A 13,286-nucleotide genomic window follows, 5' to 3' on the forward strand; every position below is an offset into this window, starting at 1 on the left:
GGTGATACGGCGAAAATCGCGAGCCCAACAAGTTCTTGTGCGCGCAGAGACAAGAATGGACGGGCCGCCAATGACAGGGTGATGCTGACAAGAAGAGGACATTCAGGGCATGCCGATCACCATCACCGAAGAGTTCATCCAGTCTCTGGCATCTTCAAAAGGAGATGTTCTCGAAGCTGAAACGCTTCCGCCAGAATGCTATACGGACGCCAATTTCTACGAGTTTGAGAAGGAAGCCCTCTTTACGCATGACTGGTTGTGTGTCGGCCGGGAAGAATGGGTGAAAGAGCCGGGCGACTATTTCACCACCTCCACCGTAAACGAACCAATTGTCGTGGCCAGAAATCGCAAAGGCGAATTGAAGGCAATGTCGTCTGTTTGCCAGCACCGCGCGATGCTGGTTGCCGAAGGCAGCGGAAATGCGCGTGGATTTGTTTGCCCCTATCATCATTGGAGCTACTCGCTGGATGGTGATCTGGTCGGCGCGCCGGCGATGAACAAGACTTGCGAATTCGACCGCAAGGCAAATGGGCTTCCGAATTTCAAGGTTGAGGTGTGGGAAGGGTTCATCTTCATCAATTTCGATCAGAATGCTGCGCCACTGGCGCCCCGTCTGACGCATGTTCAGGAAGCGATCAGTGGTTACGACCTGGCCAATGCGGAAGGGCCCCGACCTGACCCGGCGCCACGCCTCATGTGGAACTGGAAAGTCATGTTCGAGAACAACAATGATGGCTATCACGCCAGCCGCCTGCACCACGGCCCGTTGCATGATTTTGTGCCGTCAGAACAGGCAAGTTTCCCCGATGCGCCGAAAGGGGCCGCAGGCTATCTGCGGTTCAACGGTACGCTTCATCCTGACGCGAGCTTTAATCCCACGCAGAAGGCAGTACTGCCGGTTTTTCCGGGACTGTCCGATGAAGCCCGCAACCGGATGACGTTTGCAAATATCCCGCCCAGCCTGTCACTGGTCATGACCAGCGACATGGTCATCTATCTGATCATCCGGCCTGACAGTCCTGAAACGCATTACATGGACACGGGCGTACTTGTGGCGCCCGGCGCGATGGCGGATGAGGCGTATGAGCACAAGATGGAGATGATCATGAATTCGACATCTCATATCATCGCTCAGGATTGGCATGTGGACGAGATGGTTCAACTGGGCCTGCGCTCCCGCTTTGCAAAACGTGGGCGGTATTCCTGGCAAGAAGGCGCGCAAGCGCAATTCAATGAATGGCTTGTCGACCGCTATCTGGCGGAATGGGATAGGCGCGATCCGTCTGCTGTCGGGGCTGCGGTTGCTGCCGAATAGGGCGGAGCAGGCACGTGCACCCTTCAGAACACCCCACGACCTGGCGGTTCCAGACACGATCAGTGCCTACCACGCAGAGGAATGCGGCCTGGGCCAACGCCATGCGGCGGTTGCGACTGCCTTTCGTGTCAGATCCGGAAGGGCAACCGATTGACGGGCGGATGACCATTCAGTCTTCGGCGCTGGGCTTGCAATTCGCACGCATCGAGTCTGGACGCCAGGTCATTGATGGGCGTGAGTTGGAGCAGGGCGCGGGCATATGGTTGCTTGTCCTGCTGAAAGGGAATGCGCGCTTCAGTTCTGACGGCGTGGCTGTAGACGTGACGCAGAATATGATCGTGTACGGCGCGACGCGACACGACTCCCGTCTGGAAGTGAGTGAAGATAATGCGATCCTGTTTGTGCGCATTCCGGATGTGGCGTTGGGTGGCCGACTGATTGCGCCAACCCATTACAAATCCGGCACAATTGACGGCAGCGTTGGTGTTGGACGAATGCTGCTGGGCATGCTTCTCGTCATGGCCGATGAGCTTGGCGACATCTCGACTCAGGACCTGCCCCCGGTTGAGCTTGCCTTGATCGAGTTGCTGACGAGCAAGCTGCTTGAAATTGCAGACACGCGATCGCTTGGTGGCGCGCAGGGCGCAAGAGCGGCCCATCTCCACAGAATCCAACAGACATTGGAAACGCTCCTGTGGGATCCTGATCTGACGATTGTGAAGGCGGCAGATGAGGTTGGTGTTTCTCCCCGTTATCTGCAACGCCTGTTCGCTGCGGATGGGCACAATTTCAGCGGATATCTCAAGAAACGTCGATTGGAGCGGTGTCATGCGGACCTGATCAGTCCGCTCCACGCGCAGGAATCTATTTCCGAAGTGGCGTTTCGCTGGGGCTTCAGCAGTTCAGCTCATTTCAGTCGCAGCTTTCGGGAGCAGTTTGGTTTGTCGCCGCGCGAGCATCGGCGGACAGGGCTGGCAAACCGCGCCCAGGATGAGGCTGAGGTCAACAAATTATGGGGCGAGTATCAAGAGTTTGCCCAAGGTCGCGCCTAGCATGACACTATGCATCATTTGATACCGAATAAGTAAGTACAGGGAATTTATATGCCAAATCCAAACACACTCATCTTCGTTGACTTGATGTCGGACGATCCCGTGGCGGCTGGAAAGTTCTATGCCGAAGTCATGGGTTGGGAAGACGACGTCCGGATGGATGGCCAGTACTGCCGCATGGTGCCGGGTGGAAACTTCAAGAATCCGGATGGGTCGGACAGCGAGATCGGCAATTTGCATATCGGGATCGGCAATGTGAAGAACTTGCGCCCCAACCCTGATCCGGCAGGAGTGGATCCCCGGGCGCTATCGACAGAGACCCGCACATCCCGGCTCTGGGTTTTGGTCAGCGAAGATGATTCGGTTGACCGGATCATGGAAGCGGCGGAGGCGCGCGGAGCAAAGACGCTTTGGCGAAATCATTACTGGAAGGAATTCAATGGCTTCAATGATTCCTTTCAAGACCCGTGGGGCAACCAGATCATTCTTTGGCGCAAAGGCGGAGCAGATCCGGTGATCCCAGAGGGGTATACCAGCGAATGACCGACCTGGCGGGCGCAGACGCTATCGGGCAGCAGGCGGTAACTCGCAAGACGGGTGTGGTCGTTGCTGCAACGGTGGGGAATATTGTCAGCACAACGCCCGCCGTCAGTGCGGTCTTCAGCTTGTTCCTTGTGCCGATTTCGACAGAGTTTGGTTGGCCGCGGTCAGTTGTGTCTGGAGTCCTGCTGCTAACGGCTGTCATGTCGGCGATCATATATCCCATCGCCGGTCGATTGTCCGACAAATGGGGCTCACGGCGCATTATCCTTTTCGGATGCGCTGTGTTTGCTCCGGCAATTGCGGGATTGGCGCTGGCGAATGGTTCCGTACTTCAGTTCTACGCCCTGTTTGCGCTTGTCGGCGCGGCGGGGGCCATCCCGTCAACGCCTGCTTATTCCAAGGTGATTTCCGAGTGGTTCGATGAAAAGCGGGGACTGATGCTTGGGGTGGCAGCAGGGTTCGGCAATGGGCTTGGATCGACCTTGATGCCAATTGCGGCGGGGTTGATGCTGGTACAGTTCGGGTGGCGTGGCGCCTATATCGGGATTGGCCTGATTGTCTTCTGTCTTGGGTTCCCTGTTCTTTTCGCCTTGCTGCGGGACGCGCCTGGCCGGCTGGCGGTGATCCAGAAGGGCGAAAGAGGTGCGCGAGTTTCTCCCGCAACGGAGACGCTATCCGGCGTTAGTCTTGGCGAAGCAGCGTCCATGCGGACATTCTGGATTCTCATGGCGGCTGTCGCCCTTGGCGCCGGATGCATGACCGCCATTTTTACCCATGTGGTGCCCATGCTGATGGATCGCGGCATTTCCCTTCAATCCGCGACCTTGGCCATCAGTATCTTCGCCTTGGTAACTGCGGGGTGGCAAGTCATGACGGGATACTTCCTGGACCGTTTTTATACGCCAAAAGTAGCGGTGCCCATGTTTGCTGCGGCGATCCTTGGCCTGCTTTGTTTCCAGTATGGAACGGCCCTGCCGACCATCTACATCGGCGCAGCTTTGATGGGCATTGGGCTTGGGGCAGAGTTTGGCTGTCTGTCCTATTTTGTGTCCCGCTATTTCGGGCTTCGCTCATTCGGAACGATCATTGGGGTCTTCTACTCCGTCGTCATAGTCTTCCAGGGAGGGGCGCCGGTCTTGATGGATATCGGCTTTGACGTCACGGGCAGCTATGTGACGTCGGTATGGGTGCTCGCAGGTCTGCTCTTGCTTGGCACTGTCCTGATCCTGTTGCTTCCGGAGTTCAGCAAGAACTCATCTGCTCACGATCAGGAGGTGATCAGCTGATGGCAGACCTGACCATATTGGGAAGCGTCAATCTGGATGTTGTGCTTCGTGTTGCCAGCTTGCCAAGGCCGGGGGAAACTGTTTCTGCAACAGGCTCTGATCATTATCTCGGTGGGAAGGGAGCCAACCAAGCGGTTGCCGCCGCGCGGTCTGGGGTCAATCTGGAATTCTATGCCTGCCTTGGAGATGATGAGGACGGGGCATGGCTCATTTCAGAGTTGGAGGTACTTTCTGTGCCTTCGGGCGATATCGAAAAGTTGCCATCCATGCGGAGCGGTCGCGCTTATATCTGCGTGGACGCAGCAGGCGAAAATCACATCGTCGTCGATGCCGGCGCAAATGCTCAGCTCAAGGTCGTTCCGCCAAAGCGGGCCGACGCGAAAGTTGTCTTGTCCCAATTGGAGACGCCGATCGAAACGACACTTGCGTATTGTGCGTCGCTTGCAGGTTCCAATACGACAGCTGTGTTGAATGCGGCGCCAGCAATATTGCGGGCGCGCGATGACTTGTTCCACGTGATGAACATCATCGTGATGAACGAGTCTGAACTCGCATTCTATGCAGAAATTGAGAGCCTTCCGGAAGATATTGAAGATATCACCCGAATTGCGAGGACGCTGCTCTCGCGTGCGGATCAGGTTATCATCGTGACTTGTGGTGCCGCGGGTGCGCTGGTAATCAGTCGCAATCACCTGCACGTAACACCCGCGCGACGCACGAAAGCGCGAGACACAACCGGTTCAGGCGACTGTTTCTGTGGAACCTTGTGCGCGCGACTTGCCATGGGCGACCAACTTGATGCAGCGATGCAATACGCATCCATAGCGGCATCCTTGTCCGTTGAGAAAGATGGCGCCGCCGCATCCATGCCCTCGCGGGAAGATGTTGAGCTGATCATCTTCGAGATGGAGTCGGAGGAGGTTCCCGGATGAAGACCTGGTTGATTACCGGCGTCAGCAAGGGGCTGGGAAAGCAGATCGCTTTACAAATGCTGGAGCAAGGCGACCGTGTGATCGGCACGGTGCGTTCTGAACAGGATCACAAGGAATTTTCCAGTCAGGCGGGCGGGCGCGCCATTGCGCTGCTGCTTGATGTGACTGACTTCGATGAAGTCTCTGAGAAAGTAGCTGAAGCTGAAAGAGAACACGGTCCGATTGATGTGCTTGTGAACAATGCCGGATACGGATTGACTGGAGCCATTGAGGAAACCTCTATTCAGGAAATCAGATCGCTTTTCGACGTAAACGTTCTTGGCGCCATCGCCATGATCCAGGCCGTGCTTCCAGGAATGCGCCGGCGACGCGCGGGGCACATTGTGAATGTTTCCTCCGCCAGCGGGCTTGCGCCGTGGGCAGGAACCGGAATTTACGGCGCAAGCAAGTATGCGCTCGAATGTATTGGTCAGACATTGGCGGACGAGGTTTCGCCACTTGGCATTCATGTGACGAATGTGGCGCCGGGGGGAATGCGCACGGATTTCGCCGGCGGCTCCTTGCGCGCAGTCGAGCCGACTATTCCGGACTACGAAACGACGGCCCATATGGCCCATCAAGTGCTTTCGGAAGGCAAGGGCCGGGAACCAAGCGCCCCTGGCAAGATCGCATCGGCGATTGCGCACCTGGTGGAGATGGATGTGCCGCCGCGGCTGCTGCTATTGGGCGCGGATGCGTACAAATACGCGACCGACCATCTCAGAAGCCAGCTTGATGCTATGGATGCGTTCAAAGAGCTCACGCATTCTGTGTCAGTGGAGGCAGTGTGATGCCTTTTTCAGCAATTCAGCACGCCACAAGAATTCATGTCGCTCGGTGCAAGACCGATGCATCCGGCGTTGATATTCTCAATTCCGAATTTGCTGAATTTCCTGAGCCTGGAGGCCATGATGACGACTGAAACTGTGTGCAAACCTGTGACGACCGCGGCGGCCTGGCGTGGCGATGAGATCAAGGCGGGCGAGGAATGGATCTACCATCTTTCACCTGAGCAGGTAGAGGAATTGGAGGACCTCGGAGCCCGGTTTGTTGAGGTGGATCCAGACCTTCGATTCGTGCAGGCATCTGAGTACCCGCTGACCGCCTGCGCGAATGCGGTGGAAGCCTGGGGCCGGGATGTCGACACGGGGCGCGGCTTCGTGCTGGTGCGAGGATTGCGTACCCATTTGTATTCGGATGCCCTGTCCTCGGCGATCTATTACATTCTCGGCCTGCACATGGGCGATCCGATCCGTCAAAATGAGATGGGAGATTTGATTGACCATATCTACGCGACATCCGACAAGACGATGGATGACCCGACGGCGCTCTCATCAAAGGTGCGTGACAAGCTCGTCTATCATTCCGACAGTTCTGACATTGTCGCATTGATGTGCCTGAGGCCAGCCAAGGAAGGGGGCGCATCCTGTCTGGTGTCAGGAGCCGAGATCTATAATGAAATTCTGCGCCGCCGGCCCGACCTTGCGCCATTGTTGCTGGAGCCGTTTCACTGGGATTGGCGGCGGCAAGATCACAATGCCCCGGCCAACACGTACACATCGCCGGTGATCAGTATCGAAGAAGGCGTGTTCAGCATGTATGCGGGCTCGCTCTATATTCTGACGGCGCAGGAATATCCGGGGGTGCCGAAGCTGACGGACGCACAAAAGGAAGTGCTCGCGCTGTTTGACGAAATTACCTATGAGCCAGGCATGGCGATCGATATGGATTTCCGCCCCGGTGATATTCAGTGGCTATCCAACTACGCCGCACTTCATTCTCGTACGGAGTTCTTTGATCATCCTGAACCGCAACGCAAACGCCATCTTCTGCGCTTGTGGCTCAGCCGGGATGCAGGGCGACCGGTTGTGGAGGGTTTTGGCAAGAATGGTGTCGTGCAGGTCAGGGAAAAGCCTCGGGAAGGTGTCGATGATGAAGTGATCGGCAAATTCCATGTCGCGGACGCTGCCGTGCCCAGAATGATTTCCTGATCAAGCCACAGAAGAAGACGCTGAATGCCCGAACTGAAAGTGATCAAGCGCTCCGGAGAAGAGGTCGTCATAGAGGCAACCGCTGGCCATAGCGTAATGGAGGCCATATCTGCTTCTGGCGCCGAAGATATCGCTGCGATTTGCGGGGGTGCCTGCGCGTGCGCAACCTGTCATGTCTTCGTGGGGGATGAGTTCCTGGATCGTACGGGGGCGGCATCCGAACCGGAAAAAGAGTTGCTCGATTTCTCCGACAATGCACGGCCCCAATCCCGGCTATCATGCCAGATCATCATGACGGAAGAGCTGTCGGGTTTGTGCGTGGAAGTTGCGCCTGAGGAAATGTGAGCGCCTGTGGAAGATGGTCGCCGATCAATAGTTGAGGCGCGAGAAATCAAGAACCGGATGGCTTGTCTTGGTGATAGTACGGTATCGAAATGAGGGAATTGAAGACATGTCAGAGCCAGTTTCTCCAACCAAGTTTGACTTGCCATCCGATACCGGAGGCAAGGATCTGGGCATCTTCATGCCGATCGCCAATGGGGGGTGGATCCTGTCGAGAAACAAGCCGGAGCTCGATGGGTCATATGCCTACAACCGCAAAGTCGCGGTTTTGGCAGAAGAGCTGGGATACGACTTCATCATGTCCATGGCAAAGTATCGCGGATATGGCGGCGAAACCAAACAGTGGGATGCGACACTCGACGCGACGGTCACGATGGCAGCGCTGGCAGAAGTCACCAAAACCGTGAAGGTCTGGACCACTGTCCACACGATCCTGCAAAATCCGGGAACGGTCGCGAAAATGATTGCTACGCTGGATCAGGTATCGAACGGACGGGCAGGGCTCAATGTGGTCACGGGTTCCTACAAGGGCGAGTTCTCCCAAATGGGTATGTGGCCGGACGATGTTGACCACGACGCCCGATACGACCTTGCCGACGAGTGGATCAAGGCCATCAAGGGCTTGTGGACCGAGCCTTCTGTCACGATGGATGGCAAGTATTTCCAACTGGATGACTGTGTTTCGAACCCCAAGCCTTCAAAAAAGCCATTCCTTGTTTGTGCGGGTACGTCTGAAAAGGGAATGCGATTCAGCGCGAACGAAATGGACGCGATCTTCTTGTCTGGCGACGTTCCTGAAGTGCTGGCCGCTGCCAGTAACAAGGTGAAAGGCATCGCCGCCGAAATGGGGCGGTACATCCGCACGTACGCGATGATGACCGTTGTCCTCGGCGACACAGATGAAGAGGCTCAAGCGACGGCGCAGCACTATCGGGATGGTCTCGATGAAGAGGCCCTGCGCGGTATGATGCGCGCCTACGGGTTCCTGGATGCCGAAATCGGCAAGGAGAATGCGTTCGTGAAAAAGGCCAGATCATCGTTCATGTCGCCGCACGTTGCAGGATCGCCTGATACAGTTGTGGAGCGTCTGTCACAGCAATTGGAAGTGTCGGGTCTGGATGGCCTCATGCTGATCTTCCCCGACTATATTGAGGGAATGCCGAAATTTGCGGAAGAAGTGCTTCCAAAGTTGCGCGCAAAGTTTCCGTCTCTCGCCGGGGCGGCATAGATGACAGCTTTGCCGTCTGTATCTGACTTGCCGCATGTCGGGTCCGAGTTGCTCAGCGAGATACTTGATCCTGCACGTACCGCTTTGGTCCTGGTCGATGTTCAGGTGGATTTCGTTTCGCCAGATGGCGTGATCGGGCAGGCGGGCGTTGACCTTCGCCCAGCGCACATCGCAATGGCCCAGATGGCTCGTCTTCGTGAGGCGCTCAAGCAAAAGAGCGGAACCATCTGTTTCCTGAAGGTCGTGACCCGGGATGAAACAGACACGGACGCCTTGAAGAACCTCTATGCTTGGCGCGGCAAGCCGGGCCAGCACGCGATATGCCGTGCGGATGAGGCGGGGTCAGACTATTATCAGCTTGTCCCGGAGGATGGTGATCTCGATATAGCGAAGGTTCTGTTCGATGGGTTTCATGGCACGGAACTCGACGCGGAATTGAAGGCGCGCGGCATTGATACTGTGTTGATGGCGGGCGTGACGACGGATTGCTGTGTCGACCAGACCGCTCGGTCTGCCTTTCATCACAATTTCAACGTCGTCGTCGTTTCTGATGCGTGCGCGGCTTATGAAGAGATACTTCATGTCGGTGCGCTCATGGCATTGGAGAAGAATTGCGCTTTGCTGGCTGACACGCAAACAGTCCTGGACACCCTGGAAGGGTAACACGAAATCGGAGCACGACCGCTCCGACTGGGCGCAAATACAAACTCGGAGTGCGCACAGCGACAATATTGATCGCCCCCGATGTGAGACCTTTGATGCTTGGTCCCTCACATTGACAGGATGGCGAGCATGTTTCGAAAGTGGTTGGTCTTTGCCATTCTGGTCGGCGGCTTCTTCGTGCTCAATGCCAGCACATTTGCATCACTCGGCGTCGTCCTGTTTGTTATGGCGGACGATCTGGGGTGGAGCTACACGTCCGCCGGATTGGGTTTCACCGTGCTTGGGCTCGCCGTCGGGCTGACAGGGTTTCTGCCGGCCTTTCTGCTTCCGCGTATTGGTGCACGACAGACATTTGCACTCGGCTTCGTCCTGGTCGGTGCCGGGTTTGGTCTGGCGAGCGCGAGCGAAGCGCTGATGACCTTTTTTGCGGCCATGTGCTTTGTCGGAGCGGGATTCTCCCTTGCCGGAAATGTCACGGCGGTGTGGTTGATCGGAGAATGGTTCCCGATCCGAACGGCCCGGATGATCGGCCTGTATCTCATGCTTGGCGGCATTGGCGATATCGTGGGCCCAGGCTTGAGTTACTACGTGGTCGAGTGGACGAGTTGGCGTGCAAACTGGACCATTCTGGCCGGGGTTTGTGGCATGCTGGTAATCCTTGGCGCGCTGGCCATTCCAAAGGACAAGACGTCGTATCGGGAACGGGAGACCAATGAGGGCGCGCTGGAGGGCTCGGCGGCAAGAAGTTCCGAGAACTGGAAAACGGCAGTGTTTCGTCCGCTCTTTCTGGTCATTGCGGCGGCGGTAACCTTCAATCTCGCATGCGTCACGACCGTCCACTCAATGGCTGTCAGTCATTTGAAGTTGATTGGGCTATCGCCTTCCGTTGGGGCACTTGGCCTCAGCTTCATGGCGTTTGTATCCTTGGCATTCAAAGGCCTGGCTGGACCGCTCTGTGAGCGGTTTTCGTCGAAACACTTGCTGGCCGTGAGTATGGCCTTGCAAGCTGTAGGGATTGTGCTGTTTGCGATCGCCATGAGCCCGGCCATCGTTGTGGTGTCTTCCTTGCTGTTTGGCGCGGGGTGGGGGATCACCGTTGTCGCGACGATGGTCGTGCTCATTGAGCGTTTCGGCAGGGTACTGGGTGCCCAATTGCTGGGCGTGTCGCACCAGATTTCCTCGGTTGCCGCCTTTGGTCCCTTGGCAGCTGGACTGGCCGCTGACAAGGTCGGCTCATTCGCGCCAGTTTTCTTCGTGTTCGCAATTGCGCTGGGGCTTTTGGCATTGTTTATCCAGGTTTTGAGGGACCCGGGATTGTCAAAGCTTCAACTCACAGGCACGACACAGGAAACTGGTTCCGCCGATGCTCTCAAAGCGTAAGTCCTTGTGAAGCGTCCGCTGTGGCTGCGAATACAACCTGTTGGTGTGTGTGGAGAGTAAGTTTCGTGTTTCTGGTGGTTCAGCTTTTGCAACTATTTTGGCGCTCCAAATCAAGTCAGGACGAGAACCCCAATCTAGCGTGAGATATCGCAAAGTTTGTGATTTTCTGCAGCTTGAGGGGTAATGTCATGGGTCGGAACAAAAGAAGTTTTATGAAGTGTGGTGCTGCTGTTGCAGCGCTGAGTGTTGCGCTGGTTCACGGTGGTGTTGCATTTGCCGATGATGCGGCGGGTGATGAAGATGACATCCGCAACATGAACCAGATAACAGTGTACGGAGAGAAGCGGGAAACCACTCTTCAGGATGCGCCAATCGCGCTGAGCGCTATCACCGGGGATATCCTGGAGCAGGCGGGCATCACGGATCCGAGCCAGCTGAATGGGTATGTTCCCGGCCTCATGATCACGAAAAGTGGCGGGTCTGAGCGCATCGTCACCATTCGCGGTGTAGGCCAGCAGACTCCAGAGAACTTCGCGACAATTCCGGGTGTGTCGTTTCATGTCGACGGCGCGTTCCTGCCAAATTCCATCGCGCTCAATATGGGGTTCTTTGATGTAGATCGCATCGAAGTCCTTCGCGGCCCGCAGGGCACTGTGTTCGGACAGAGTTCAACCGGTGGGTCGATCAACGTGATCACGAACCAGCCAACGCTTGGAGAGTCGAAGGGCACGTTTAAGGCAACTCTGGGCGACTACAACTACGTTCAGGGATTTGCCTCCTATAATGTGCCGATTGGTGAAACAGCGGCGATCCGCGGGTCAATCCAGCAAACGTCTCATGATGGCTATGCGACGGCCACCAGTATTGATGGCGGTTATGAGCTGGATGACGCAGACAATGAGCATTATCGCCTCGCCGCCTTGTGGGAGCCAACGGACAAGCTGTCCACAACGCTTTCCTATACGCTATACAATGACAAGCATAATGGCGGAGCACTGAAGAATATTGAGGACCCCAATCCTGATATTCGCGAAGTCACGCAGGACTTTCCCGCAAAGTTCAAGCTGAGGTCGGAACTTGCCACGCTCAACGTATCGTACGAGCTTCCTTTCGCGACGCTGAAGTCTGTGACGAGTTATCAGGACATGTCGCATGACCAGTCGTTTGACGCCGATCGCCTCGATCTGGCGACCTATGGCGGCTACGATCATGTTGCGACGTGGGCTACAGAAGCCGAAACCTTCATGGAAGAACTGACAATCAGCTCACTTCCGGAATCCGGAATCGACTGGATTGCAGGCGTATTCTATTCGAACACGGACTCGGCTCAATATGTGGTCGAATACCGGGAGCTTGGCGTCACCTCCATTCCCGGCCTCCCAGTTCTGCCTCGTGACACCACTCCGGCGGAAATTCCTTCAAACCTTGCCTATGAAAACATTTCGACCGTCAATCGTGAGTCGATTGCTCCGTTCTTTCAGGCGACAATCCCGCTGATGGAAAACCTGAGCGCAACAGTCGGCGCGCGTTACAATGACGACAAGTATGACGGCGAGGGTGCTTCGTACTATTCAACGCCGACCGCCAGTTCGTTCGCAACACAGACTTGGACCGGGAAAGTCGGGCTTGATTACGATATATCCGAAGACTCGATGGTGTATGCGAGCTGGTCACGCGGTTACAAGCCGGGCGGACTGAATGGCGGAACGTCAGGCGCACTTGTTGTCTCCTCGACATATGATGAAGAGACTGTGGAGGCGATCGAGTTCGGCTCCAAGAACACATTTCTTGATGGCCGCGCAACGCTCAACGCCTCGGTCTTCTTCAATCAGTATGAAAACATGCAGTTCATCGAAGAGGATCCGATCCCCTATGCCGGGGGCATTGGCAACATTCCTGAAGCTGAAACATATGGTATCGAACTGGAGGGCAGCTATCTGACCTTCAACGACCAGCTCATGCTTGGCGGCAATATGGCCATGCTGGACGGGGAGGTCACTGCTGACTATGTGGCGCTGGATCGCCGCCTTGCTGACCTCGCCGGAGATGAAGCGGTGAATTCAGGCGCTACATATCCTTGGTCTTATGACTGGTTTCTCGCGCGTCAGTCTGCAGGCGTGCAGGTCGAGGGCAACACCCCGCCAAATCTCGCTGACCTGACATACAATCTGTATGCGGCCTGGTTCCAGCCAGTTGGTGATCATGGTGAGCTGACGTCTCGCATCGAGAATGTATATGTTGGAGAGTATGAGGCGCGCATTTTCAACACGGCTGGCGCGGATGATGTGCCATCATACAGCCTCTGGAATGCGTACTTCCAGTATCAGCCGAATGAAGCGCCGTGGTTCGTGTCGGCTTCGATCACGAATATTGGAGATGAAGAGGGTATCTCGGGCCGGTTCGTGGATCCTTACTCAAGCGGAACTGTGAGCAATGAGTATGTCCCTCCGCGGCAATTGCTCGTCACATTCGGATTTGAGTTCTGATCTGAAGCGAAGCCAAATTATTAGAAGGA

12 protein-coding genes are annotated in these 13,286 nt (G+C 56.0%); all 12 read left to right on the forward strand.

Annotation, left to right across the window (positions count from 1 at the left end):
* Positions 1 to 109: 109 nt before the first annotated feature.
* The 12 genes from HY36_RS15295 to HY36_RS15350 all read left to right on the forward strand — a co-directional run bounded on the left by HY36_RS15295 (position 110) and on the right by HY36_RS15350 (position 13,257).
* Positions 110 to 1,315 (forward strand): aromatic ring-hydroxylating oxygenase subunit alpha, encoded by a 1,206-nt coding sequence (locus HY36_RS15295; protein WP_035554667.1) that lies wholly within the window; start codon positions 110 to 112, stop codon positions 1,313 to 1,315.
* Between the two features lie 101 nt (positions 1,316 to 1,416).
* Complete coding sequence (locus tag HY36_RS15300) at positions 1,417 to 2,367, forward strand: helix-turn-helix domain-containing protein (RefSeq protein ID WP_051602864.1); 951 nt, start codon at positions 1,417 to 1,419, stop codon at positions 2,365 to 2,367.
* A gap of 51 nt (positions 2,368 to 2,418) precedes the next feature.
* Entirely contained in the window at positions 2,419 to 2,910 is a 492-nt protein-coding gene (locus tag HY36_RS15305) for a VOC family protein (RefSeq protein ID WP_035554669.1), read from the forward strand.
* Positions 2,907 to 4,196 (forward strand): MFS transporter, encoded by a 1,290-nt coding sequence (locus HY36_RS15310; protein ID WP_051602865.1) that lies wholly within the window; start codon positions 2,907 to 2,909, stop codon positions 4,194 to 4,196. Before HY36_RS15305 ends, HY36_RS15310 begins: the two co-directional genes overlap by 4 nt.
* Positions 4,196 to 5,128 carry a ribokinase gene (locus tag HY36_RS15315; RefSeq protein WP_035554671.1) on the forward strand — a complete coding sequence of 311 codons (933 nt, stop codon included), beginning with the start codon at positions 4,196 to 4,198 and terminating at the stop codon, positions 5,126 to 5,128. The genes HY36_RS15310 and HY36_RS15315 overlap by 1 nt, the downstream gene beginning before the upstream one ends.
* Complete coding sequence (locus tag HY36_RS15320; RefSeq protein ID WP_035554673.1) at positions 5,125 to 5,958, forward strand: oxidoreductase; 834 nt, start codon at positions 5,125 to 5,127, stop codon at positions 5,956 to 5,958. Before HY36_RS15315 ends, HY36_RS15320 begins: the two co-directional genes overlap by 4 nt.
* A 120-nt stretch (positions 5,959 to 6,078) precedes the next feature.
* Positions 6,079 to 7,158 (forward strand): TauD/TfdA family dioxygenase, encoded by a 1,080-nt coding sequence (locus HY36_RS15325; RefSeq protein WP_199285774.1) that lies wholly within the window; start codon positions 6,079 to 6,081, stop codon positions 7,156 to 7,158.
* 24 nt (positions 7,159 to 7,182) lie between these two features.
* On the forward strand, positions 7,183 to 7,503 hold the full coding sequence (locus HY36_RS15330) for a 2Fe-2S iron-sulfur cluster-binding protein (RefSeq protein ID WP_035554675.1): 321 nt from the start codon (positions 7,183 to 7,185) through the stop codon (positions 7,501 to 7,503).
* 106 nt (positions 7,504 to 7,609) lie between these two features.
* The gene (locus HY36_RS15335; RefSeq protein WP_035554677.1) at positions 7,610 to 8,728 is read left to right on the forward strand and encodes an LLM class flavin-dependent oxidoreductase; all 1,119 of its coding nucleotides are present in this window, start codon (positions 7,610 to 7,612) and stop codon (positions 8,726 to 8,728) included.
* Positions 8,729 to 9,391, forward strand: coding sequence for a cysteine hydrolase family protein (locus HY36_RS15340; protein ID WP_206741216.1), 663 nt, complete (start codon positions 8,729 to 8,731; stop codon positions 9,389 to 9,391).
* A gap of 129 nt (positions 9,392 to 9,520) precedes the next feature.
* A complete protein-coding gene (locus tag HY36_RS15345; protein WP_035554679.1) occupies positions 9,521 to 10,771 on the forward strand; it encodes a CynX/NimT family MFS transporter in 1,251 nt (416 codons plus the stop codon).
* A gap of 188 nt (positions 10,772 to 10,959) precedes the next feature.
* The gene (locus tag HY36_RS15350; protein ID WP_035554681.1) at positions 10,960 to 13,257 is read left to right on the forward strand and encodes a TonB-dependent receptor; all 2,298 of its coding nucleotides are present in this window, start codon (positions 10,960 to 10,962) and stop codon (positions 13,255 to 13,257) included.
* The last annotated feature ends 29 nt before the right edge of the window (positions 13,258 to 13,286 follow it).

Source organism: Hyphomonas atlantica corrig. (assembly GCF_000682715.1).
GTDB classification, from domain to species: Bacteria; Pseudomonadota; Alphaproteobacteria; order Caulobacterales; family Hyphomonadaceae; genus Hyphomonas; species Hyphomonas atlantica.

What these genes read in the sequence shown, in the direction of transcription:
- HY36_RS15330 (WP_035554675.1), top strand. Translation starts at nt 7,183, where the DNA reads ATGCCCGAACTGAAAGTGATCAAGCGCTCCGGAGAAGAGGTCGTCATA.
- HY36_RS15310 (WP_051602865.1), top strand. Translation starts at nt 2,907, where the DNA reads ATGACCGACCTGGCGGGCGCAGACGCTATCGGGCAGCAGGCGGTAACT.
- HY36_RS15315 (WP_035554671.1), top strand. Translation starts at nt 4,196, where the DNA reads ATGGCAGACCTGACCATATTGGGAAGCGTCAATCTGGATGTTGTGCTT.
- HY36_RS15305 (WP_035554669.1), top strand. Translation starts at nt 2,419, where the DNA reads ATGCCAAATCCAAACACACTCATCTTCGTTGACTTGATGTCGGACGAT.
- HY36_RS15300 (WP_051602864.1), top strand. Translation starts at nt 1,417, where the DNA reads ATGCGGCGGTTGCGACTGCCTTTCGTGTCAGATCCGGAAGGGCAACCG.
- HY36_RS15345 (WP_035554679.1), top strand. Translation starts at nt 9,521, where the DNA reads ATGTTTCGAAAGTGGTTGGTCTTTGCCATTCTGGTCGGCGGCTTCTTC.
- HY36_RS15320 (WP_035554673.1), top strand. Translation starts at nt 5,125, where the DNA reads ATGAAGACCTGGTTGATTACCGGCGTCAGCAAGGGGCTGGGAAAGCAG.
- HY36_RS15340 (WP_206741216.1), top strand. Translation starts at nt 8,729, where the DNA reads ATGACAGCTTTGCCGTCTGTATCTGACTTGCCGCATGTCGGGTCCGAG.
- HY36_RS15325 (WP_199285774.1), top strand. Translation starts at nt 6,079, where the DNA reads ATGACGACTGAAACTGTGTGCAAACCTGTGACGACCGCGGCGGCCTGG.
- HY36_RS15335 (WP_035554677.1), top strand. Translation starts at nt 7,610, where the DNA reads ATGTCAGAGCCAGTTTCTCCAACCAAGTTTGACTTGCCATCCGATACC.
- HY36_RS15295 (WP_035554667.1), top strand. Translation starts at nt 110, where the DNA reads ATGCCGATCACCATCACCGAAGAGTTCATCCAGTCTCTGGCATCTTCA.
- HY36_RS15350 (WP_035554681.1), top strand. Translation starts at nt 10,960, where the DNA reads ATGGGTCGGAACAAAAGAAGTTTTATGAAGTGTGGTGCTGCTGTTGCA.